The 22,650-nt window shown below is 62.9% G+C and carries 23 protein-coding genes; 11 read left to right on the forward strand and 12 right to left on the reverse strand.

The features are described 5' to 3' along the window. Window positions 1–15: 15 nt before the first annotated feature. Together CLU85_RS11660 and CLU85_RS11665 are read right to left on the reverse strand one after the other, a co-directional pair. Window positions 16–1,269 carry an MFS transporter gene (locus CLU85_RS11660; RefSeq protein WP_100410405.1) on the reverse strand — a complete coding sequence of 418 codons (1,254 nt, stop codon included), beginning with the start codon at window positions 1,267–1,269 and terminating at the stop codon, window positions 16–18. Further along, entirely contained in the window at window positions 1,259–1,759 is a 501-nt protein-coding gene (locus CLU85_RS11665; protein ID WP_100410406.1) for a MarR family winged helix-turn-helix transcriptional regulator, read from the reverse strand. Before CLU85_RS11665 ends, CLU85_RS11660 begins: the two co-directional genes overlap by 11 nt. Window positions 1,760–1,832: 73 nt before the next feature. On the opposite strand from CLU85_RS11665, the gene CLU85_RS11670 reads away from it, so the two are divergent. Beyond that, window positions 1,833–2,384: a PaaI family thioesterase gene (locus tag CLU85_RS11670; protein WP_100410407.1), complete on the forward strand. Its 552-nt coding sequence runs from the start codon at window positions 1,833–1,835 to the stop codon at window positions 2,382–2,384. After that, window positions 2,381–2,794 (forward strand): lactoylglutathione lyase, encoded by a 414-nt coding sequence (gene gloA / locus CLU85_RS11675; protein ID WP_100410408.1) that lies wholly within the window; start codon window positions 2,381–2,383, stop codon window positions 2,792–2,794. The genes CLU85_RS11670 and gloA overlap by 4 nt, the downstream gene beginning before the upstream one ends. Window positions 2,795–2,907: 113 nt before the next feature. Here the strand turns inward: gloA and CLU85_RS11680 are convergent, their stop codons facing one another. Next, window positions 2,908–3,438: an OmpA family protein gene (locus CLU85_RS11680; RefSeq protein ID WP_100410409.1), complete on the reverse strand. Its 531-nt coding sequence runs from the start codon at window positions 3,436–3,438 to the stop codon at window positions 2,908–2,910. 111 nt (window positions 3,439–3,549) lie between these two features. Here CLU85_RS11680 and CLU85_RS11685 point away from each other — a divergent pair, with 111 nt between their 5' ends. Further along, window positions 3,550–4,143 (forward strand): gamma-glutamylcyclotransferase, encoded by a 594-nt coding sequence (locus CLU85_RS11685; protein ID WP_100410410.1) that lies wholly within the window; start codon window positions 3,550–3,552, stop codon window positions 4,141–4,143. A 96-nt stretch (window positions 4,144–4,239) separates the two neighbouring features. Then, window positions 4,240–4,770, forward strand: coding sequence for a superoxide dismutase family protein (locus CLU85_RS11690; protein ID WP_100410411.1), 531 nt, complete (start codon window positions 4,240–4,242; stop codon window positions 4,768–4,770). Between the two features lie 207 nt (window positions 4,771–4,977). Here CLU85_RS11690 and CLU85_RS11695 read toward each other — a convergent pair whose 3' ends face one another. The 4 genes from CLU85_RS11695 to CLU85_RS11710 form a co-directional block, all read right to left on the reverse strand. Continuing rightward, window positions 4,978–5,568 carry an NTP transferase domain-containing protein gene (locus CLU85_RS11695; RefSeq protein WP_100410412.1) on the reverse strand — a complete coding sequence of 197 codons (591 nt, stop codon included), beginning with the start codon at window positions 5,566–5,568 and terminating at the stop codon, window positions 4,978–4,980. Beyond that, complete coding sequence (locus CLU85_RS11700; protein WP_100410413.1) at window positions 5,568–7,853, reverse strand: xanthine dehydrogenase family protein molybdopterin-binding subunit; 2,286 nt, start codon at window positions 7,851–7,853, stop codon at window positions 5,568–5,570. Before CLU85_RS11700 ends, CLU85_RS11695 begins: the two co-directional genes overlap by 1 nt. Before the next feature lie 15 nt (window positions 7,854–7,868). After that, window positions 7,869–8,330 carry a (2Fe-2S)-binding protein gene (locus CLU85_RS11705; RefSeq protein ID WP_100410414.1) on the reverse strand — a complete coding sequence of 154 codons (462 nt, stop codon included), beginning with the start codon at window positions 8,328–8,330 and terminating at the stop codon, window positions 7,869–7,871. Window positions 8,331–8,467: 137 nt separating this feature from the next. Beyond that, the gene (locus CLU85_RS11710; RefSeq protein WP_100410415.1) at window positions 8,468–9,040 is read right to left on the reverse strand and encodes a TetR/AcrR family transcriptional regulator; all 573 of its coding nucleotides are present in this window, start codon (window positions 9,038–9,040) and stop codon (window positions 8,468–8,470) included. A gap of 105 nt (window positions 9,041–9,145) precedes the next feature. Between CLU85_RS11710 and pdxH the strand changes: the two genes are divergently transcribed. The 4 genes from pdxH (at window position 9,146) to CLU85_RS11730 (ending at window position 12,681) form a co-directional block, all read left to right on the forward strand. Next, on the forward strand, window positions 9,146–9,784 hold the full coding sequence (gene pdxH / locus CLU85_RS11715; protein ID WP_100410416.1) for a pyridoxamine 5'-phosphate oxidase: 639 nt from the start codon (window positions 9,146–9,148) through the stop codon (window positions 9,782–9,784). A gap of 379 nt (window positions 9,785–10,163) precedes the next feature. Next, complete coding sequence (locus CLU85_RS11720; RefSeq protein ID WP_100410417.1) at window positions 10,164–10,769, forward strand: TetR/AcrR family transcriptional regulator; 606 nt, start codon at window positions 10,164–10,166, stop codon at window positions 10,767–10,769. A 122-nt stretch (window positions 10,770–10,891) separates the two neighbouring features. Further along, window positions 10,892–11,893: an NADP-dependent oxidoreductase gene (locus CLU85_RS11725; protein WP_100410418.1), complete on the forward strand. Its 1,002-nt coding sequence runs from the start codon at window positions 10,892–10,894 to the stop codon at window positions 11,891–11,893. Window positions 11,894–11,976: 83 nt separating this feature from the next. Beyond that, complete coding sequence (locus CLU85_RS11730) at window positions 11,977–12,681, forward strand: SDR family oxidoreductase (protein ID WP_100410419.1); 705 nt, start codon at window positions 11,977–11,979, stop codon at window positions 12,679–12,681. Window positions 12,682–12,769: 88 nt separating this feature from the next. Here the strand turns inward: CLU85_RS11730 and CLU85_RS11735 are convergent, their stop codons facing one another. Both CLU85_RS11735 and CLU85_RS11740 read right to left on the reverse strand, forming a co-directional pair. After that, a complete protein-coding gene (locus CLU85_RS11735; RefSeq protein ID WP_100410420.1) occupies window positions 12,770–13,726 on the reverse strand; it encodes an AEC family transporter in 957 nt (318 codons plus the stop codon). Window positions 13,727–14,098: 372 nt separating this feature from the next. Beyond that, window positions 14,099–14,986: a hypothetical protein gene (locus CLU85_RS11740; protein WP_100410421.1), complete on the reverse strand. Its 888-nt coding sequence runs from the start codon at window positions 14,984–14,986 to the stop codon at window positions 14,099–14,101. 702 nt (window positions 14,987–15,688) lie between these two features. Here CLU85_RS11740 and CLU85_RS11745 point away from each other — a divergent pair. The 3 genes from CLU85_RS11745 to CLU85_RS11755 all read left to right on the forward strand — a co-directional run bounded on the left by CLU85_RS11745 (window position 15,689) and on the right by CLU85_RS11755 (window position 17,192). Beyond that, window positions 15,689–15,898, forward strand: coding sequence for a hypothetical protein (locus CLU85_RS11745; protein ID WP_100410422.1), 210 nt, complete (start codon window positions 15,689–15,691; stop codon window positions 15,896–15,898). A gap of 151 nt (window positions 15,899–16,049) precedes the next feature. Beyond that, the gene (locus CLU85_RS11750) at window positions 16,050–16,403 is read left to right on the forward strand and encodes an RNA-binding protein (protein ID WP_100410423.1); all 354 of its coding nucleotides are present in this window, start codon (window positions 16,050–16,052) and stop codon (window positions 16,401–16,403) included. Window positions 16,404–16,661: 258 nt separating this feature from the next. Next, a complete protein-coding gene (locus tag CLU85_RS11755; RefSeq protein WP_100410424.1) occupies window positions 16,662–17,192 on the forward strand; it encodes a hypothetical protein in 531 nt (176 codons plus the stop codon). Window positions 17,193–17,258: 66 nt separating this feature from the next. On the opposite strand, the gene CLU85_RS11760 is transcribed toward CLU85_RS11755, so the two are convergent. The 3 genes from CLU85_RS11760 to CLU85_RS11770 all read right to left on the reverse strand — a co-directional run bounded on the left by CLU85_RS11760 (window position 17,259) and on the right by CLU85_RS11770 (window position 22,529). Next, window positions 17,259–18,170: a bifunctional GNAT family N-acetyltransferase/nucleoside diphosphate kinase regulator gene (locus tag CLU85_RS11760; protein WP_100410425.1), complete on the reverse strand. Its 912-nt coding sequence runs from the start codon at window positions 18,168–18,170 to the stop codon at window positions 17,259–17,261. Window positions 18,171–18,472: 302 nt separating this feature from the next. Then, entirely contained in the window at window positions 18,473–20,095 is a 1,623-nt protein-coding gene (locus tag CLU85_RS11765) for a sensor domain-containing diguanylate cyclase (RefSeq protein ID WP_100410426.1), read from the reverse strand. Window positions 20,096–20,408: 313 nt separating this feature from the next. After that, entirely contained in the window at window positions 20,409–22,529 is a 2,121-nt protein-coding gene (locus CLU85_RS11770) for a TonB-dependent receptor domain-containing protein (protein ID WP_100410427.1), read from the reverse strand. Between the last annotated feature and the right edge of the window lie 121 nt (window positions 22,530–22,650).

Raw genomic sequence — 22,650 nt, forward strand, 5'->3', positions numbered from 1 at the left:
GAGTGAATGGCGCGCTCAAGCCGCAGCCGGGCGGGCTAAGCGGGCTTCACGGATCGGCAGATTGACCAGTGCCGCGCCCACGGCCAGCACGATGTCGATGTACCAAACCCAGTCATAGCTGCCCGTGGCCTGGAACACCGTGCCGCCCAGGTAGGCGCCAAAGAACCCACCCACCTGGTGCGCCAGCATCACGATGCCAAACAGCATGGCCATGTTGGCGGTGCCAAACATCTTGGCGACCAGGCCGACCGTGGGCGGCACGGTAGAAAGGAACGTGACGCCCATCACCGCTGCAAAAATCAGCACCACGGCGGGCGTCTTGGGTGCAAACAAAAAGATCAGCACCGCCAAACCGCGCGTGGCGTACAGCAGCGACAGCAGCGACTTCATGCGCCAGCGCCCCACGGCCCAGCCCATGGCGAGGCTGCCCACGATGTTGAACAGGCCAATCATGGCCAAGGCCCAGCCGCCCACCTCGGGCGCCAGACCGCAGGCGGCGATCACGCCCGGCAGGTGCGTGGCCAAAAACGCCACATGAAAGCCGCACACCAAAAAGCCCGCCGCCAGATACCGGTAGCTCGGGGTGGCCAGCGCCTGGGCAATCGCCTCGCGCGCAGTCAGCGCCTTTTGCCCTGACGCGGCAGCGGCTTGCGCCGCCAGCGCGTTGGAGTTGCCCTTGAGCACCCACACCGCTGGCAGCGCCAGCAGCACCAGCACACCCAGCCACTGCATGGCGCTGGCCCAGCCCACAGCCGCCGTCAGGCCAATGGCGATAGGCGCCATGATGAACTGGCCAAAAGAGCCGCCTGCATTGACGATGCCGCTGGCCAGCCCGCGTTTGTGCGCGGGCACCAGCCGTGCCGTGGCGGCCATCAGCACCGATGGCCCCGCCATGCCCGCGCCGCCTGCGGCCAGCACGCCAATCGCGAAAATCAACCCGGCCGTGGTGGTCATGTAGGGCGTGATGAAGGTGCCCAGCGCTACCAGCGCCACGCCCAGCAAAATCACCCGTCCCGTTCCAATGCGGTCGGCCACGGCTCCGGCAAAAGGTTGTGTCAGGCCCCACCAAAGCTGGCCAAACGCAAACGCCAGGCTGATGCTGCCAATGCCCAAGCCCGTGGATGTATTGAGGGACGAGAGGAACAAGCCCATGGTCTGGCGTGTGCCCATGGTGAGCGCGAAGGCCCCGGCGGCGGCCAGCAGCACCAGCCACAGGGCCAGCGGCACGGCGGCCGGGGTCGTCGTTTTTGCGGGGCTGTTATTCGCCATGGTCCGCCTCCTGCGCGGGCAGTGCGGCCAGCAAGGCCAGCGAGTCGTCCACCAGCGCGTGCAGCGCCATCACACGGTCTGCGCCCAATGTTTCGTTCAGTGCCAGTTGGGCCGCCTTCCAGTGGCGCTTGGCTTCGGCGCGCTTGTCGCGACCGGTGTCGGTGATGTGCACCAGGCGGCTGCGGGCATCGGCGCCCGCTTCCAGCGTCACCCAGCCCGCATCGATCAGGGGACGCAGGTTGCGCGTCAGTGTGGAGGCATCCATCTTCATGACCACGGCCAAGTCTCCCGGCCGGATGGGCCCGAGTTTGAGCACATGCGACAGCAAGGAATACTGTGTCGTCTTGAGCCCGCTCTGCGCCATCTCGACGTCGTAATGGTGGGCCACGCGACGCATCAGCTGGCGCAGTTTGAAGTTGGTGCACCCCTGCGGCAGAACCTGTAGAGCAGGCGGTGCGGCAGAGTCCACGGTGAAGGTGTTGGCTTGCATAGATTTAATTGTATCTGCAATAATTGCATATGCAACTTAGTGATTAAGACCCCATTTCTGACCAGGACACCCCATGACATCACACAACCACCTTGAACACTGGCTTGCGCAAGAGCGCGACATCCTTGCGCAGCTGGACGCTGGCCCCGGCCCGGGCGTGGCCCGGCGTGAGCAGATCGCCCACATGACGGGCCTTGAACAAATGCAGGCCATGCTGCGCGCCGAACTGCCCTACGCCGCCATTGCCAAGACGCTGGATTTTCTGATCGTGGAAGTGGGCGAAGGCACGGCCATTTTTCAGGGCACACCGCGCCTGGAGCACCTCAACCCCATGGGCACGGTGCACGGCGGCTGGTTTGCCACCCTGCTCGACTCGGCCCTGGGTTGTGCCGTGCACACCCGCATGGAGCCAGGGCGCGGCTACACCACGGCCGAGCTGGGCATCAACCTGGTCAAAGCCATCACGCCCAAGGTGCAGCGCGTGCGTGCCGAAGGCCGTGTGATCCACTGCGGGCGCCAACTGGCCACGGCCGAGGCGCGCCTGGTGGGGCCAGACGGCACGCTCTATGCCCACGCCACCACCACCTGCCTGGTTTTTGACTTGCCCGCACAATCAAAGGCATGAAATTCCTCCACACGATGCTGCGCGTTGGCAACCTTCAACGCTCGATTGACTTCTATACCCAGGTGCTGGGCATGCAACTGCTGCGCCAGTCTGAGAACCCCGAGTACAAATATTCGCTGGCCTTTTTGGGCTTTGACGGTGGCAACCCGGGCCAGGCCGAGATCGAGCTGACCTACAACTGGGGTACCGAAAGCTACGACATGGGCACGGCCTATGGGCACATCGCCTTGGGTGTGCCCGATGCGTATGCCGCGTGCGAGAAGATCAAGACCTCGGGTGGCAACGTGACGCGCGAAGCGGGCCCCGTGAAAGGCGGCACCACAGTGATCGCGTTTGTGACCGATCCGGATGGGTACAAGATCGAGTTGATCCAACGCGCCGAGGGCACGGGTGGCGCGGGTCTGCGGTAATCAATTGCTGCTAAAACGATAGCTACTTGCACATGATTCACTAGCGCAAGCAGCCATTTTTGCCATAAAAAACCCGGCAGCGCCGGGTTTTTTGTTGCAGGCACAGGCAACGCTTACAGGGCGCCCAGCGTCACTTCCACGCGGCGCGCTTCAGCGTTGCTGCCGGTAGCCGTGGTTTCTTCGGGCTTCTTCAGCTCCACCTTGTCTTCGGCCACGCCCAGGCCCTTGAGCGCATCGCGCACGGCAAGGGCGCGTTGCTTGGCCAATTCTGCGTTCAGAGCAGCGTCGCCCGTGGCGTCATGAAAACCCGACACCACCGCCTTCTTGCCCTCTGCCACACCCTTGACCACGTCGGCCAGGGCTTCGTTGGCGCCAGCGGCAAGGTCTGCCTTGGCGCTGGCAAAGTAGAACTTCACCACGCCGTTTTCCACACGCACGCTGGCAGTGTCATCTGCTGCCTCAGCAGCAGCGGGCGCGGCTGGCGCGTTGCTTGCAACCGCTGCCGCCTCGGGCTTGGCCGAAGCCTTGGCGCCCACACGCTGGACCACCACAGTGCCCACGACCACAGAGATCACCAGCGCAATCAGTGCAAACAGAAAACCGAGGGCAAAACGTTGTTGGCTATCGTCGTCAGAGCTGGACATGGATGATCCCTGTAGTGAGTAAGAAAAAATGGATGCCGTGGCCGTGGTAAACCCATCGAAACACAAGCCCCTGGCCACTTGTAGCAAAGCTTTCGATTGTAGAGTGATCCCATGACGAATCTGCCCGCGCCCTTGCGAGATCCGGCCCCCATGCTGGAGCGTGCTCTGCTGGACTGGGGCGGCCACGAGGATTTGTGGGTCTTTGGCTACGGCTCGCTCATCTGGCGCCCGGATTTTGACTATGCAGAGCGCCGCCCGGCCAAGGTGCATGGCTGGCACCGGGCCCTGAAGATGTGGAGCCGCATCAACCGGGGCACCCCCGAATGCCCGGGCCTGGTGTTTGGCATGCTCTCGGGCGGCAGTTGCCGGGGCATGGTGTTCCGGGTGGACAAGGCCCATGCCCGGCAGGTCATGATCAACCTGTGGCAGCGCGAAATGGTCACCGCCGTGTACGACCCGCGCTGGCTGGTCTGCCAGACCCCCCACGGCCCGGTGCGTGCCCTGGCCTTTACCCTGTCGCGCAGAAGCCCCAACCATACGGGCGAGCTGCCTGACCACGAATACCGCCGTATTTTTGAGCAGGCCTGCGGGCGCTATGGCACCACGCGCGACTACGCCCAGGCCACCTTTGACGAGCTGCGCAAGCATGGTATTCACGACCGGGCCCTGGCCCGTTTGATGGCGCTGGCAAAAAAAGAGATGTAGTTCGCGGCTGGCGCAGATAGGATGGCAGGCCACCGCTTGCGGCTGACCGCGGTGCTGCGCGGTGTTCCTCTGTCTATGTTTTAAGGAGAGTGGGTCATGAAGGCTCGTTTCACCCTGTCGATTCTGTCGTCGCTTGCTGCATTGGCGCTGGCAGGCTGCGCGTCGTCCTACATCAGCAACCGCGCCAGTGCCAAACTGGAACCCACGCGTGGCAACACCACGAGTGGCAGCGTGACCTTTGTCCAGACCGGCGATGGCGTGCGCATTTCTGGAGAAATCCGGGGCCTCAAGCCCGATTCAGAGCACGGTTTTCATGTGCATGAAAAGGGCGATTGCTCCAGCGGCGACGGCATGAGCGCCGGTGGGCATTTCAACCCCACAGGCAAGGCGCATGGCCACCACGGCGCAGGAGACCACCACACCGGTGATTTGCCTAGCCTCAAGGCCGACAAGTACGGCGTGGCCGCGTTCAGCTTTGTGTCGCACAGCGTGAGTGTGGCGGGCCCCACCACCGACATCATTGGCAAAGGCCTGATCGTCCACCGAGACCCCGACGACTACAAGACGCAGCCCACAGGCAACGCCGGCCCCCGCCTGGCCTGCGCTGTCATCACCGCAAGCAAGTAGCCCCAGCGGCCTTTCGGACTTGGAAACCGTCAGCGGCAACGGGGCCGCAGCGGTTCATTTTCGCGTTCGGCAGGCCAAATCCGACAGACTCCCTGAAGGGAGCCGTTGACTGCGGGCCTTCTTTCATGCCAACAGGGCGCATGAATGCGGGTGTTGACCGCCTTGTGGCCCCCATGAAAAGACTGTGAACAGCGCCTCAGAACGCCGTCACCCCTGAGGTGAGCACCGTGGTGCGTCTGCCAACAATCGCGCGGCGCGGTCCAGGTCCTGCACGGTGTCTACATCGGTCACCGTGCCCATGTCTTCCACCTCCACCCAACGCACCCTGCCCTGCTGCGCCTGCTCGCGCACCACGCTGGCAGCCCCCTGCTCGCCTGTCAGGGCCAAAAGCCCCGGCAGGCATTCTGCTGCAAAGCCCACCGGGTGACCACGCTCGCCGTGGTGCACCGGCATGGCTACGGCGCAATCCGCCAGGGCGGCTGCGATGGTGCGCAGGGTTGCAGGTTGTATCAGTGGCAGATCCCCTGGCAGCACCAACCAGCCGGCGGCATCCGCTGTCGTGCGCACCGCCGCTGCGATCGAATCACCCATGCCCGGGTGCCCCACATCCTCCAGATGCCAGGGCAAACCGCTGGCGCGCACGGCGGCCAGCGTGTGCTCCAGCACCGTTGTGCTGCCCAAGGGCGCGCGCAGCTTGTGCACGGCGCCGCCTGATGCCGCAAACCGCTCACCCCGGCCGGAGGCCAGGACCAGCACCACGGGCTGGGTGGGTGACGAGCTGCGGCTCTCAGTGGCCATCACGCCAGTTTGAACGGCAGCTCACGCGGCGTTTTGCCCGTGATCTTCGCAATGGCGTTGGCAAACGCCGGTGCCAGCGGTGGCAGGCCGGGCTCGCCCATGCCCTTCGGTGGGTCGGCGCTGGGCACGATGTGCACAGTCACTTGCGGCATGTCGGTGATGCGCGGCACGGCGTAGTCGCCAAAGTTGCTTTGCTCTACAACCCCATCCTTCAGCGTGATGGCGCCACCGGTCAGGCACATGCCCAGGCCCATCAGCGCAGCGCCCTGCACCTGCGCCTCCACGCTTTTGGGGTTGACCACCAGGTTGCAGTGCACACCGGCCGTGATGCTGTGCAGCTTGGGTGTGCCATCCTTCACGGAGGCCTCGACCACATACGCCACCACCGACTCAAACGACTCGTGCACCGCCACGCCCCAGGCACGGCCGACTGCCAGTTTCTTCTTGCCATAGCCCGACTGGGCCACGGCCAGCTGCAGCGCGGCCTTGTGGCGCGGGTGCTTGTCGCCCATCAGGGCCATGCGGTAGGCCACAGGGTCTTGCTGGGTGGCGCGGGCTACTTCGTCGATCAGCGTTTCCATGGCGTAGGCGGTGTGGGTAGAACCCACACTGCGCCACCACAGCACCGGTACGTTCACATCCGGGTGGTGCACCGACAGCTTCATGGGCACGTCATACGGCTCCTTCATGCCCTCCACAGCCGTGGCATCGATACCGTTCTTGACCATGAAGGACTCGAACGGTGAGCCCTTGGTGATGGACTGGCCGACGATGGTGTGGTCCCACGCCAGGATCTTGCCCTGCGCGTCAAAGCCGATTTCTGCGCGGTGCACATGCATGGGGCGGTAGTAGCCGCCCTTGACGTCGTCCTCGCGGCTCCACAGCGTGCGCACGGGCGCGGTAATGCCCGCCGTGCGTGCCGCCTTGGCGACGCCACAGGCTTCCACCACGTAGTCGCTAGTGGGAATGGCGCGGCGGCCAAAGCCGCCACCAGCCATCTGGGTGTGCACCTTGATGTTCTGCGGCTGCAGGCCCAGTGTTTTGGCGGCAGCCATGGCGTCCAGACCGGGCATTTGGGTGCCCATCCAGAGTTCGGCCTTGTCGCCGTCGAGTTTGACGGTGCAGTTCAGCGGCTCCATGGGAGCGTGTGCCAGGTAAGGGAACACAAATTCAGCGCTGATCTTCTTGGGTGCGGTGGCCAGCGGCGCCATGTCGGCCTGCATGGCCACGTTGCCGGGCTTGGTGGCCAGCTCGCGGTACTGCGCCAGCAGTGCCGTGGTGTCAGGCTTGCCCACCGCGCTGGTGTCCCATTCCACCTTCAGCGCATCGCGCCCCTGCTTGGCGGGCCAGTAGCCGTCGGCCACGATGGCCACGCCCTCGCCGCCCCGGTCGGTGGGCACGCGCAGCACAGCCTTCACCCCCTTGAAGGCCTTGGCGGCACTGTCGTCCAGCGATTTGAGCTTGGCGCCAAACACCGGCGGGCGTGCGACCACAGCGGTCAACATGCCGGGCAGGCGCACGTCAATGCCGTAATCCTGCTGGCCGCTCGACTTGGCCTTGGCATCCAGCCGCCCGGTGGGCTTGCCGATCAGGCGGAACTGCTTGGGGTCTTTCAGGGTGACTTTTTCGGGCACGGGCTGTTTCATGGCCGCTTCGGCCAGCGCGCCGTAGCCCAGTTTTTTGCCGCCGGGGCCGACAACGAAGCCGCTGCTGGTGCGCAGTGCCGAGGCATCCACGCCCCACTGTGCCGCAGCGGCAGACACCAGCATGGCGCGGGTGCGGGCGCCCAGTTCGCGGTACTGGGTGTACGAGTTCTTGATGGAGTTGGAGCCACCCGTGAGGTGCATGCCCATCATCGGGTCGGCATAGGCCTGGTTGGCATCGCCGTGCACGCTGCGCACACGGCTCCAGTCGGCATCCAGCTCTTCGGCCAGGATCATGGGCAGGCCGGTTTGCACGCCCTGGCCAAAATCCAGCCGGTTGATGGTGACGGTGACCGTGCCATCGGCGTCGATGCGCACAAAGGCCGAGGGTTGCTCGAAGGGCTTGAGGCCGGCGGGTGTGCTGGCGGCACCGGTGCCCTGCGCGCTGGCGACCAGCGGGAACGCGCCCAGCGCAAAACCCGAAGCGGCCGACACCTTGAGGAAGGTGCGGCGCGCCACGCCATTTAGCCCGTCAGGCGCTCCTGAATTAGTAGCTTCTTGCGCTTTATCCATAAGCGCTTGAAGGTGTTTTGGCATTAAACGATGTGCCTGGCCCTGCAGGGCATTGGAGTCGAAGTGCATGGTGTTCTCCTTCAATCAAGCCAAGGTTTTGGCAGCGTCATGGATGGCCGCGCGAATGCGCACATAGGTGCCGCAGCGGCACACATTGCCTGCCATGGCGGCGTCAATGTCGGCGTCGGTGGGCTTCTTCTTGCCTTGCAGCAGCGCCGTGGCGCTCATGATCTGGCCGCTCTGGCAATAGCCGCACTGCGCCACGTCGTGCTTGACCCACGCGGCGTGCACCGCCTTGCCCACCTTGTCGTTGGCCGTGACGGACTCAATGGTGGTGATCTTCTGGCCCACAGCGGCCGAGATCGGCGTGATGCAGGAGCGGATGGGTGCTCCGTTCAGATGCACCGTGCAGGCGCCACACAAGGCCTGGCCACAGCCAAACTTGGTGCCTGTCATGCCCAGCGTGTCGCGCAGGGCCCAGAGGATGGGGGTGGATTCATCGGCATCCACTGCCGTGTTTTTGCCGTTGATATGGAGGGTGGGCATCGTGGAACTCCTTGGGGTGAAGGACAGCGCTCAAAAGCACAGCGCAAGCAGTTGCGGCTTGGGCTTGCGCTTGGGCCGCATGGTTTTTTTAAGAGAATAATTATTCGATTAAACCGCAAAATACAAAACCGTGCTCGTCAGGCCTTGAGTGCATCCCAACACAAGCCGAAGGCCATTTGGTGCACCGCATCGTCGTCGGGTAGCACCTGGGTGCGGATCAGATTGCCAGTCTCGCGCACCGACCCGACCAGGCTGGCAGTGAGCAACGGTATGGGCACCGCTTTCAGAATTTCTTGCCGCTGGCCTTCTTCCATCAACGCAAAGAATCCGGCCATCAGGCGGGTCGAAAACTCGCGATTGCCATCGGTGAACCAGGGCGAGTTGTAGTACTGCTCCTGAAACACCACTTCAGCGTACTGATCCAGTCGATGCCGCAGCAGGTTGCCCCAGGCGCGCCGTACGCGTGCACGGTAGGGCATGCCGGGCACGATGCCATTCATGATGCGGGCCGCTGTCACGGTCTTGGCATCCTGATAGAGCTGGCTGATGAGTTCATCCTTGGACGGGTAATACACGTACAGCGTGCTGGTGGCCATGCCGGCCGTGCGCGCAATCTCGGCCATGGTCAGGCCACTCAGGCCGGTCTGGGCCACCAGATCAAAGGTGGCCTGGGCTATGGCACGTTGCTTGTCGTCGTCTTTGGGTTTCATCGCCGGGCCAATGTAAGCGAATATTCATTCGACGACAACCATGACACCGCCGCCCCCTGAAGCACGGTGGCCACCCGCTGAATCACGCCGTGCACAATCGCACCCATGACCACCTCCATCGCCGACCTTCGCAAGAGCTACGAGCGCGCCGAACTCAACGAAGACGCCTCGCACGCCGCCCCGCTGCAGCAGTTTGACCAATGGCTGAAAGAAGCCATCAGCGCCGAAGTGCCCGAACCCAACGCCATGACCGTGGCCACCGTAGGCAGTGACCTGCGTCCCAGCACCCGCATTGTGCTCATCAAGGGCTATGACGAGCGTGGCATCGTCTGGTTTACCAACTACGACAGCCGCAAGGGCCGCCAGATTGCTGGCAACCCCTATGCCGCGTTGCAGTTCCACTGGGTGGAGTTGGAGCGCGTGGTGCGCATCGAAGGCATTGTGGAGAAGGTCAGCGACGCAGAAAGCGACGAATACTTTTCCAGCCGCCCGCTGGATTCCCGCATCGGCGCCTGGGCCAGCCCACAAAGCCAGGTGATCTCAGGCCGCGGTGTGCTGGTGGCCAACGCCGCCAAGTACGGCGCGCAGTTCATGCTGAAACCGCCCCGCCCGCCTCACTGGGGCGGCTATCGCTTAAAGCCTGACCAGTGGGAGTTCTGGCAGGGGCGCAAGAGCCGCCTGCATGACCGGTTGCGGTACCGGATGGATGGTGGCGAATGGGTGCGGGAGCGGCTGGCGCCCTGAACCTACCCTCTGGCGTACAAGCGTTGACGAGGAGCGAGGGGCTCTCGCAGATCTTGGTGGGCGTCAACGATTTCGTCAGCGCCATGATGTGCCACCAGCCCGTCACGCCCACCTTGGGTGCCACTCAGCGCTGGGTGCATCTCTCCCTCGCTCTTCGTCGGCCGACCTTGTCTCACGGCCCACGCCCTGGGGGCTTGCCAGATAACGGCTTTTGCCGCCGGCCGCCACGCGCCGGTTGATCGCCGTGCTGGCCGGGGCACGTCACCCATGACGGCCACTGCGATGGAGTGGTGGCCGCTCGAACTGCCGTTCATGGCGCCAACCACCTGCGCTGCAACTCCCGGTCCTCCCTCATTTACAGGTAGGACATCATTGTTGTATGATGGGCATCATGCGAAAAACGCCCGTTAACCAACGCACGGCCGCCAAAGAGGCCTCGCACGAGCGCATCGTGGATGTAGCGTCGCGTGCCATCCGCCGCAGCGGGTACGGCGGTACGGGTGTCGCTGACATCATGAAAGAAGCAGGGCTCACGCACGGCGCTTTCTACGCCCACTTTGATTCCCGCGAGGCCATGCTGGCGGAGGCCGCCGACCGAGCAGGCGCCGTCGCCAATGCCGCCGCCGCCGAGATCGTTGCGGCAGTGTCGCCGGAACAATCACTGCGGGTCCTCCTGAACACCTACCTGTCCAAAGAGCACATTCACGGAGTTGAAAACGGCTGCCCTGTGTCGGCCCTTGGGTCGGAAATGCCTCGGCAATCGCCAGAGGTGCGCCGAGCAGCCACGCTGCGCATCAAAGAAATGATCGACCTGGTTGCGCGGCAGATGCCCGACTGGGGACAGCCCGGCGCCCACGAGCGCGCGCTGGCCACGGTAGCGTCGATGGTAGGTACGCTGATGCTGGCCCGTGCGGTGGACGAGGCGGCGTTGTCCGATGCATTTTGCGCGGCAACCCTTAAAAACCTGGGCTGCGCAGACGCGTGATGGATTTCAATTCCACACGCGGTTTTTTTAATCTTTATGTATGATGATTATCATGTGAAATTAATAATGTCCTACCACCAAATTATTTTAATTTTCGCCCAGTTCAACAGGACATCGAACGCATGAAAGCATTCATCCTTGAGCGCTACGGAAAAACCCAGCGACTCAAAGCCACTGATATTCCTGATCCAGACCTGCGTGATGATGAGGTGTTGATCGAAGTCCACGCAGCCGGTGTCAACCTGCTGGATTCCAAGATTCGCAGCGGTGAATTCAAGCTGATATTGCCTTACCGCACACCCTTTGTTTTAGGGCACGACGTTGCCGGAGTGGTCACCGGGGTGGGTCGCAGCGTCAAGCGCTTCAAGGTCGGAGACGAGGTGTATTCTAGGCCCGACGATTTTCGTATCGGCACCTTTGCAGAGTATGTGGCGGTCAAAGAATATTCAGTCGCCATCAAGCCTCGCAATCTCACCATGGCAGAGGCCGCCTCCGTTCCACTCGCGGGATTGACCGCGTGGCAAGCGCTGGTCGAAACGGCCCAGCTGAAAGAGGGGCAGAAGGTTTTCATCCAGGCGGGATCTGGTGGCGTTGGCACATTTGCCATTCAACTGGCCAAATACCTGGGTGCCACGGTGGCGACCACCACCGGGCCCGACAACATCGCTTGGGTCAAAGATCTGGGTGCCGATATCGTTATCGACTATCGCAAGAACGATTTCGAACAAATCGTCAACAACTACGATCTGGTGTTGAACAGCCAGGACAGCGAGACGCTCACCAAGTCCATCAATGTGCTCAAGCCTGGCGGGCACCTCATTTCCATCTCCGGCCCGCCCGATCCGGCGTTTGCTGAAGCCATCCGGGGCCCCTGGTTTCTGAAGCTGGCCACTCGTATCCTGAGTTTTGGCGTGCGCAAAAAGGCCAAGAGCCACAACGTGCAGTATTCATTTCTCTTCATGCGAGCCAACGGCCACCAATTGAGCCAGATCACGCCGCTCATCGAATCCGGCGCTATCCGCCCTGTGGTGGACAAGGTATTTCCGTTTGATTCGACCAATGAAGCCTTGGCCTACGTCGAAAGTGGACGCGCCAAAGGAAAGGTGGTGATCAAGGTGCGCTGATAAACCGCCGCTTCATTCAATGGCATGCACTTTAATATGATGATCATCATATTGAATGGATTTTCAATACCCAGGAGCTTTTTATGAATATTCAAAATGCAGTTGTTCTCGTCACCGGCGCCAACCGTGGAATCGGTTTGGCATTTGCCCGCCAGTTGCTCGCACGGGGGGCGCGCAAGGTTTATGCAGCCGCTCGAGACCCTTCCACAGTGATGTTGGAAGGCGTCGAGGCCTTGCAACTCGATGTGACTTCGATGGAGCAGATCCAGGCGGCCGCCCGCAAGGCATCGGACGTAAGCCTGGTCATCAACAATGCGGGTGTCGCCCAGCCCGGGGGCTTTCTGGCAGAGGACAGTGATGCCGTCGCACGCCGGATTTTCGAAACCAATTTCTTCGGCGTGCTGAACATGAGCAGAACATTTGCGCCCGTGCTCAAGGCCAATGGGGGTGGCGCACTGCTCAATGTGCTGTCGGTCGCGTCCTGGGTCAACGCAGGCGATCTGGCGGCATATTCAGCCAGCAAGTCGGCAGCATGGTCGCTGACCAACGCGCTGCGCCACGAGCTGTTGAACCAAAAGACCCAGGTGCTGGGCTTGCACATGGGCTATGTGGATACCGATCTGACGCGGGGTTTTGATGTACCCAAAACCAGCGCCGAAGACATTGTTCAGCGTGCACTCGATGGCCTTGAAGCCGGCTCCGATGAAGTGCTGGCCGACGCGATCACCCAGCAGGTCAAGCAAGGGTTGACGGCACCCCACCCTGTCTACCTGACTGCTGTGAAGTAGGCGAATCTACAGCTCCGACATGCCAGCGCCCCCGGCACGCCCGGTCCATACGTTGGGTGCGCAGGCGTGTCGCGCCAAAAAAAAAACGTCAAGCCACCACCCAGCGCGTCACCGCCACAATCACCACTGGCATCGTCACCAGCCCAAGTGCCGTAGACACCGCCACGCTCGCCGTCACTTCATCTTCAGCCACCCCATACCGCTGCGAAAACAGAAACACGTTGGCCCCCACGGGCAGTGAGGCCGCTACGATCATCACCGCCAGGGGCATGCCCGACAGGCCCAGCGCCCAGCCCAGGGCAGCCAGCACGATGGGGTGCACCACACATTTGACGAGTGCGATGCGCATCGCTGCCTTGAACTGGTGGCCGACCTTGGTGAAGGCCAGCGTCACGCCCACCAGCAACAGTGCGATGGGCCCCAGGGCCTGGCCCAGCAGTTGCAGCGGCTTGCCCACCACCTCGGGCAGCACCAGGCCGGTCTGCGCAAACACAAGGCCTGCAATGATGGGCAGCGGTACCGGGTGCACGATGCCATTGCGGATGGCTTGCAGCACCGTGCGCCACATTGGCTGGTGCACCCCGCCCTCCCGGCCTGCATGCTCACGCGCAGCGGCCAGCTCAAACACCACGGTGGCGGCCGTGAGCAGGATGAGCGAGTGCACCGAGATCAGCGTGAACAGCGTAACCAGCCCCGCATCGCCAAACACCAGGCCCACCAGCGGCACGCCAATCATCAGCGTGTTGCTGAAGGTGTTGGCCAACGCCCGCGCCGCGCCCAGGCTGGTAAAGCCCTGCACTGCCAGTGTGGCCGCGTACACCACGCCAAAGGCCACGAAATAAATGCCCACGGGGCCAAAATTGAGGTCTTCAATGTGCACCGTGCTCATGGTGCGAAACAGGAGTGCGGGCGTGAGCACCATGAAGACCAGGTTGGCCAGGTCCTTCACCGCTTCGGCGCGTATCCAGCCACGCCGTCCCACAAAGAAACCGATGGCGATAAACAAAATAACGGGGATCAGTGAGGCAAAGACAGGGGAGTTCACGGAGAAAGGCGCACCATGGCAACAACAATGGGCGCCGATTGTCCCCCATGGGTCTACTGCGTGGGTGGGTGAATGGCCGTGGTCAACCCGCCAGTCTGCGGCGCAGGTGGTGGGCTGTTGCGCTCAAGCGGGCATGCACCACCGCTCAGATGGCCTGATTGCAGTTGCAGTCGCCGTCGAAAGTGCATTTTTCTGTGCCTGGGTCACGTTGTTGTCTCCTTGCCGTATGCTGCCCTGCCACGAACCTCCAGCGACCAGGTTGGTCATGCCTGTGGTGGTGTGTGCCACCCTGGTTTTGGTGGGCCCGCGTGCCCACCCGTGCGCTGGAGCTGACCGGCACGCGGGTGGCGCTTTCACTGGGCCCGTCCGTCCCTATCGTTGCGCGGCCGCCAGCGGACTAGGCCCCAGCCACAGGCCACTGCGCAGGCCCTCAGGCCGCTCTGGCGACCACACCTGCGCGCTGGACTCCCAGGTTTCCTGCTGCACATTCAACCCGGCAAATACCCCATAGCCCTGGCCTGCGCGGATCTCGCCGCCCGCACACAGGCCCTCTCCGGCGCGGATTGATCCGCGGACGCGGATCCCTTCACCCGCCTTGATGCCCCAGCCCGCCTCCAGATGCTGCACCCCGGCAATGGCACCGCCCACAAGGATGCCCTGCCCCACGCGCAGGCTCTGGGTGCCGGTCAAATGGCCGCCTACCCGCAGGCCCTTGCCGCACTCCATTGGGCCGTGGCCGATCAGGTCTTGCCCCACAACGGCACCGCCCTTCAGTGCCAGCTTGCCGTGGCACACCGCGTCCCACCCGGCCCGCAGGTCGCCGCCGCAGATGATGTCGCCCTCGGCCTCCACCCCCCAGGCTGCCCGCACATCGCCACCCGCCTGCAGCAGGCCCTGGCTCACGACGCCACCCGCCACGCGAATGTCCTCCCCCGCCGCGATGGACAACCCGGCCCGCAGCCCGCCACCCGCCCGAATGGAGCGGCCGGCCTGAATCACCGTGGACACATCAATGCTGCCGCGTACCTCCACCGTGCCGGCAAACACAATGGCATCGGCCTCCAGCCGATCTACCAACAACACAGCGGTGGTGGGGCCAAACTGCGACAGCAGCCAGCACGCATCACCCACCCGCCCGGCGTTGACCAGCGTGTCCAGCGCCTCCTGGTAGCCACTGCCGTCTTCTACATGGCGGCTGAACCACCGAAACCCTTCGGCGCAAGGGTTCTTGGCCCGGAGGAATTTTTTGGTGAACTCCATCGCTCTCACCCCTGGCGCAGGCGTTGGGACGGTGGATGAACAGGGTGCGACCAGATGGGCGTGGGCCCACGTGCATGAATGGGGTGCATGAGACATCTCCGAAAGGGAGCGGCCCGCGCTGATGCAACGCTCGACGAATCGGGGTATCAGTGGGCCGCCATCGCGCTGAGTGGGTGCCCGGCGATGGATGTGGTGCGCAAAAGAGGGGGAAAGTGTTATCGCCGGGCGGAGGAATGTGCGACCGGCTTGTAGGGCCAGATCTCACGCACCACCATGGCGCCCCCGCCCACACACCAACAGCCGCACATGGGGCCGGGGTGGGGAAATGCTGGGGGCTGAAAACGCACAGGGCGGATGGTATCAGCGCACGGGTATCGCACTGAATCACGAGGGTTTGGGGCAGCCATTCGGGCTTTAAGGCCGAACGCCGCCATTCTTTTAAAACCAAAACGAATAATAAGCAGCACCAAAATGCACCTTGGGTTATACTTCGGCCCGTTGCAGTCACGGCTCTTGACGCGTGCAGTCACCGCAACGCCTGCCAAAAGGCGTAATCCTTTCCACGCAGGCCGTCTTTAGCGACCTTTGTTTGTTGCCCAGTGGGTCTGTAGAGCTGCAGCCCACCGCGTCCCTTGATGCTCACGCAGGTCGTTTACAAACCTGCCATCCCGATTGAATTCCATTTCACAGACCGCTATTTCCATGGGCCAGTACGTCGTTTCGCCCTCGACACACCCGACCGACTGTGGCCGCTTTCGCGCCTCCTTCTCGGTCCAGCGTTCCCAGAGCAACGGCAGCTACTGCCGCGTGTTCCGTTTTGACAAAGCCTTTGCTTCGCGCGAAGCCGCCCGGCTCTTTGCCGTCACCCAGGGCTGGCTGCAAACGTGCATGCAGCACCCGCCCGCGTGCTGATTGGTTGATTAATTGATTGATGAATGACGATCTGCTCAAACCAGATCCCATCCACCCCCATTTCCGGTTGCTGCGGGCTCCCGATCCGCACATTCGTACCCCCATGGTGCGCCATGCGTTGCACACCTCAATTTAGAAAGGCTCTTCTTCCATGAGTATCAAAATCTATGTGGGCAACTTGCCCTACTCCGTCACCGATTCCAGCCTGGAAAGCAACTTTGCCGAGTTTGGCGCCGTCTCGTCCGCCAAGGTCATGATGGACCGCGAAACCGGCCGCTCCAAAGGCTTCGGTTTTGTCGAAATGGCAACGGCTGAAGTGGCCCAGGCTGCCATCACCGCCCTGCACGGCGTGTCCGTGGACGGGCGCTCGATTGTGGTCAACCTGGCCCGCCCCCGCGAAGCCACTGGCGGCGCTGGTGGTAACAGCAGCACGAACGGCTATCGCGCAAGCGGCCGCTCGGACGTGGGTTATGGCACAGGCGGCTACGGCGGCGGTCGTTACTGATCCGACCCAGTAACCACCCGGTGAAAAACCGGCTCTGAGGAGCCGGTTTTTTTTCGTCCCGTGTGAACGTTGAGGATTGGGCCCAATCCACTATATTAAAGATAGCTACCAGCGCTTGATGTATATGCGCTAGAGGCCAAAAACAATCAAATTCTGGTGATTAAAATAACGGGCTTGCCCCGCTGATGCTGTCGGTGTCTTGAGAGACGCCCACACTCCAAATCGGTGGATAGAGCCTATTTTTGGGGAAAACAAGACATGACAAGCATCACCGAAGACCTGCGCTTTGTAGGCATTGATGACGAAGGCTATGCGCAGGCGGTTGCCGCCGCCAAGGCCTTCACCTATGGCGATGACCAATCGGGCTTCGCCTTCACGGGCAAGGCCACGCTGATGTTCCAGCGTGAAAGCGAAGAATGGGGCCACGGCGCGTTCAGCAGCACGCCCCTCATTCGTTTTATTGACCCGATGCAGGGCGCGCCCGAGGCGCAAGACCCGCAAGAGGAAGATTTTCTGCAGGCAGTCGGCGACCGCGTCACGTTCTTGCACGTTCCATCACAGTGCCAGGACATGTTGGTCGATGACGTGTGGGGCATCGATTGCGAGTTTTTGATGTTTGCCATGCCCCACCCTCAGGACGAAGGCGCAACGGCCTGGCTGCTCATCCCAGGGCCCGACCACCGCGTCATCTCGTCCAAGCAGACCATGCAGGACTACCAGTTCGCAGAACTGAAGAACGCCGCCGCAACGCTGGGTTTTGACGACTCCGAAGCGCCAAAGCCGCACTGATCCCCTGACGAAGGGCTGCTGAGCTGAACCGGCCTTGTCGTCGGCCGCTCAGCGTTTGCGGCGACCTTACAGGTGGAAGTCGCCCGCAGCTTCCGGCTGATACAGGACTTTCTCAATGCGGATATGGCGTGTCCGATCGTTCACGCGCCAGTCGAAGGCATCGCCCTCTTTGTAGCCCAGGATCGCCATGCCAATGCCAGAGCAAATCGACAGCTTCCCGGCACGGTCGTCCGCGTCCTCGGGGTAGACCAGCGCCACTTCTGCGTCCTCATCGTCCAGCCGCACCAAGGCCCTGGAGTTCATCGTGACGACGTCAGGCGCTACCTGCCGCGAGTCGACCACGATGGCCCGCTCGATCTCATGCTCCAGCTCAAAAATATCGGGCGCCCGTTCCACCGCGAGCAAGCTCGTGAGTCGGGCTTTGTCGATTTCGGTGATGTGGATATCGGTGACGTAATCTGCAGGGCTGTCGCGCAGAAGCTGGAGATAGCGGTTCGACGTGATCGAGAACGAGTGGGGGGCATGGGCCTGGCTCTCCCGCAAAAACCCACAGTGCTCAAAGGCCCGCAACGAGCGTGTGTTGTCTGCGTGGATCTTGGCGATGAGCTTCTCGGCCCGCATGTCGAAAAAAGCCAGCTTCATGCCTTCGCGAAGGGTGCTGACCCCCAGCTTGCGCCCCCAGTTGTCGCGGTTGCCAATCACCAGCACCATCTCGCAGTCGGTGCCCGACTTGACCAGCCGCACAAACCCCACGGGCACGTCATGCCGGTCGTAGGCCATGAAGAAACGGCCACCCTGGTTGAACAAATGGGTCAGCGTCGGCAGCTGCACCCGGCCGACGACCTGTTCAATAAAGCGTGACACATGGCGCGAATCGCTCAGGTAGCGGGTGACGTCCTCGTCCTCCAACCAGTCCATGAGCTTGAGCGCGTCGGCCCGAGTGATCTCGGGACACAGAGAAATGAAAGGCTTGGTCATATCTTCACCACGGTTGGCTGTAAGAATGAAAGCCCTTCCTGGCGGGCTGAACTCAGCCACGACGGTTCTTTCGATAAGGCGCGGATTGTAGGACAGCGCGGGTGCGGGGAATTGAGGCGTTGTGGAACCCGTACGGATGAGTGCGGCAAGTGGGGCGTGTTCCGGTGAGTCGCAACGGGCTACGTCGTACCTCAAAGCGGACAAATGCACTGGAAGTCCCCCAGCGAAACCACCGAAAACCAGAACGGAACGAGGAAGGCAAGCTATGTGACAGCCTCGCAGGCAACTGTCCCTGACACGCTTTATTGAAACACGCACACACCCAATGACTGGCTTTTGGCGCGGTACATGGCGGTGTCTGCAGCGCGCAGGTAGTCGTCGACCGTCGCCAGCCTGGACGCGCTGCTGATCAATCCGATACTCGCACCACTGATCACGGTGTGCCCGCCAATCACGTAAGGTACTTCCAGGGCGGCGGTAATCTGTTGGGCGCGCTGGCGGGCTTCAGCGGGATCAATGGACTCCAGCAGCACATTGAACTCGTCGCCACCCATGCGGGCGACCAGATCCACCGCCCGCACGCAGGATTCGAGCCGCCGCGCCACCTGTTGCAATAGCTGGTCACCCACATGGTGTCCGTAGCTGTCGTTGACGGCCTTGAACCCGTTGAGGTCCAGGAGCAGCACGGCGAACATCGTGGCTCCATCGCGTGTCGCCACGCCACCACCGTTCACCCCCTCGTTCTGATGCAGCGCGATGAGTTGCGCGAGGCGATCGCGGAACAGTGGCCGGCCGGGCAAGTTGGTCAGCGCATCGTAGGAGCTGCCACGCTCGGCCAGATCGCTCAACGATCCCGCCATGCGCACCGCAACGCCCTCTTCCAACTCGGCGAGCCCGCGCCAATTGACCCACACCGGCCGCCCAGCCCCGTGAAACGCGCGGAAGTCCACCGAAAAGTTCGGGCTGTTTCCGGACAGGTGCCGGCGATAGGCCTCCTGCACGCGCCCGCGATCCTCGGGATCGATGAGTTGCTCCAAAAAGCGCCAGCCTCCGTCATGCACCAAATCGGCGCTACCCAGCCCGACGATCTGGAGAAAACGCCCGGACACATGCAGGGCGTCCGTTTGCAAGTCCCAGTACCAGATGCCGTCATTGGATCCGCGGGTCGCCAGCGAATAGCGGTTTTCGGACCGCACCAACTCGAGTTCGGTGTTCTTCTGTTGGGTGACGTCGATCATCAGGCCGATCATGCGGTTCGGCCGCCCCGGCTCGACCACCGCGCGGCACAGATCGCGCACCCACACGACCTTGCCAGACTTGGCAATCAACCGGTAACTCATCTCATAGGCACGGCTGTGCGTGGCGTTGTAGGCAGCATCGTCGATCACGAGGGCCTGCGCCAGGTCATCGGGATGCACATGCGCCCGCCAGAAGTTAGGGTCAGCCCGCCACTCCTCGACGGAGTAACCGAACAAGCGTTCGACTTGCGGGCTCAGAAAGGTATTGCCCACGCCGATTTCAGCCTCCCAAACCACGCCGTCAATGGTTTCCAGCAAGCGCAGAAAGCGCTGGCGAATTTCCACCAGCACCTGCTCGGTGACCTCGGTGATCTCGATCAGGACACCCTGGCGGCTGATCACCCGATCCGCCGCATCCGTCTCCGGGTGGAGCTGCAGACGCACCCAGCGATAGTCCGCGTTGGCAAAACGCAAGCGGAACACTGGCATGCCCGAGCGCATGGTGCCGATATCGTCGGCATGCACGAATTCAAGCAAAGATCTGCCGAGCGCCTCCGCCACCGAATGGCCGGTGAGCTTGCACCACGCCGGATTCAGATAAGTGATCTCCCACAGCGCATCGGTTTGCACCACCGCCTCGGGTAGCAGTTGCAGCAGGTTTGCGGACGGCGTGGGCGTGATGGGCATGCAGGGCTATTGCAAGATAGGGTCAGATATATACCGGGCAGCGCTGAACCAGTCCTTCGCGCGTCGCGCAACCCGGTTTTGGGCGGCCTGCTGCAGTGCCAATCCCATTGTTAAATCGGGCGCGCGTCATCACCAGGACTCAGGCAGCGTCGCCTGAACGGATCGGAAAATCAACCGCTTAAAACCGAGTATGGCATGCATCCAAGCCGCCTTTGGACTCGGTGCTTTGGATGGTTTTAGGCCGCATGAGGTGTGCGAGCCAGCAACGCCCTCCCTCGCCACTGGCTCGCTCGCATCGCGACGGCATCACCCGTCAGAACGCTACCTTCACCCCCACCGTCACATTGCGGCCCATCAATGGCGCGGCGTTCTTGATGAACGAGGTGTGGGCATACGCCAAGCGGTCGGTCAGGTTGTTCGCCTTCAAATACACCTGCCAGGGCGAGCCGTTGCTCAGCTGGCCGTTGTAGCTGATGCCCAGGTTCAGCATGCCGTAGCCGGGCGTGGCGGTTTCAAAGTCGGCCACGCGGTTCTGGCGGGCCACCTGCACCCATTCCACCTGGCCTTCCCAGGCCTGCCAGTTGGCGTCCAGCCGCACACCGGCGCGGGTGGCCGGGATGCGCGGCAGCAGGCCACCGCCGTCGGCCAGCCGGGCGCGCACGGTGTCGCCAAACAGGGTGATGCCGAAGTTGCGGTTCAGGCGCTGGCGCACCTGGCCTTCGATGCCGGTGAAGGTGGCGTCGGCCTGGCTGTATTGCAGCAGTTGCAGGCCGTCCACTTCATCCAGCGTGCGGCCGTAGATGTAGTTGTTGATACGGTTCTTGAACACACTGACGCCAAAGGTGGTGTCGCCGCTGGTTTTGCGCAGGCTGACGTCGATGTTTTGCGAAATTTCTGACTTCAGGTTGGCGTTGCCACGCTCATACGTGCTGGTGGCCATGTGCAGGCCTTGGGCGTACAGCTCTTCGGCGGTGGGGGCGCGGCTGGCGTGGGTGAACGAGGTGCCCACCTGGTAGCCAGGCGTGAACTTCCACACCGCGCCCAGCGACGCGGACGTGCCGTTGTGGCTGCGCTCGATGCTGCTGGTCTGGGCCTCGGCCGTCTGGCGGTCGTGGCGCAGTGCGGCTTCAAAGCGCCAGTCGCCCAGGCGGTATTCCTCCAGCGCAAAGAAGCCGAGCTTGCGGGTGATGGTGGGCTCGACATAGGCTTCTGCGCCGTCTGCGGCGAACTTGCGTTGCGAGGTTTGCAGGCCGATCAGGCCCTTGAACCCAGCAATGGGCTCGTGTTGCAGCTCGACGCGGGTGTCGTAGGCCTTGTTCTTGAAGGTGGTGCTGATGGCACCGTCCTCGACCTCGTCGTGTACGTAGTCGGTCACGCCTGCGCGCAGGCGCAGGGCCGAGAAGCCTGCAAACGGGTTGCGCAGCTCGCCCCGGATATCGAAGCGTTCACTGCGCAGGTCGACCACGGGCACATCCCCCGCAGCGGCGCCATGGTCGTGGCCGTCGCCTTCCTCTTCGCCCGCATGCGCGCCGCAGTGCAGGTGGTCACCATGGGTGTGGCAGCCTTCAAAACTGTGGTTGTGGCCGGGCAGGCCGTATTTGGCAGTCTGGCGCGTGTAGGCGGCGCCCAGGTAGCCCTGGTCGCCCACCCACGACAAGCCCACGCTGCCGGTGTCGGTGCGGTTGAAGCTGCCCAGCACCTTGTTGCCGCCTGACCAACCTTTGCCCACACCGTAGTCGCCTGCATCGCGCGCCACGCCTTCGACATGCACAGCCAGGTTGCCAGCGCCACCGGTCAGCGAGAAGGCCCCTGCCCCCTCGCGGGCGCCGGTGTTGGCGCGCAGCTCGGCGCTGCCTTCGTAGCCCTTTTGCGGGACGGCGGTGGGGATTTTTCCGTCCAGCACGTTGACCACACCGCCCACTGCGCCGTTGCCGTACAGCAGGGCCGACGGGCCGCGCAGCACCTCGATCTGCGTGGCCAGCAGGGGCTCGGACACCACGGCGTGGTCGGGGCTGATGGTGGAGGCGTCGTGCAGCTCGGCGCCGTCGCTCAGCACCTTGACGCGGGGGCCGTCCATGCCGCGAATGATCGGGCGGCTGGCACCAGCGCCAAAGTGGCTGCTGGTGATGCCGGGTTCGCTGTTCAGTGTTTCGCCCAGCGTGCCCTCGCGGCGGCGCACGAGTTCGTCGCCCTCCAGCACGGAGACGGGAGTGGTCATGTCGTTGGCGCCCAGTTGCAGGCCGCTGGCGGACACGGTGACGGGGGGCAGGCTGGGCGCGGCATCAACCGCCGCAGGGGTCGCTGCGCTTGGTGGGGTCTGTGCATGGGCGGTGCCCGCGCCTGACAGCGCCAGCAGGGTGGCGAGCGCCACGGGGTGCAGGGTGGGACGGTTGCGGCGGGTTGCGCAACGGGGGGCCAGGGAGGGGTGAGTCATGGTGGTTGTTTGCAGAAGGGGCATGCGCGGCGCTGGCCAGGTCAGGCCAGATGCGCTCACGCACGCGGCCTCACGCCACAGGGCGCGAGGCTATGAATAAAAAATGCCTATCGCGCTTGAT

The organism is Acidovorax sp. 69 (assembly GCF_002797445.1).
GTDB lineage: Bacteria > Pseudomonadota > Gammaproteobacteria > Burkholderiales > Burkholderiaceae_C > Acidovorax.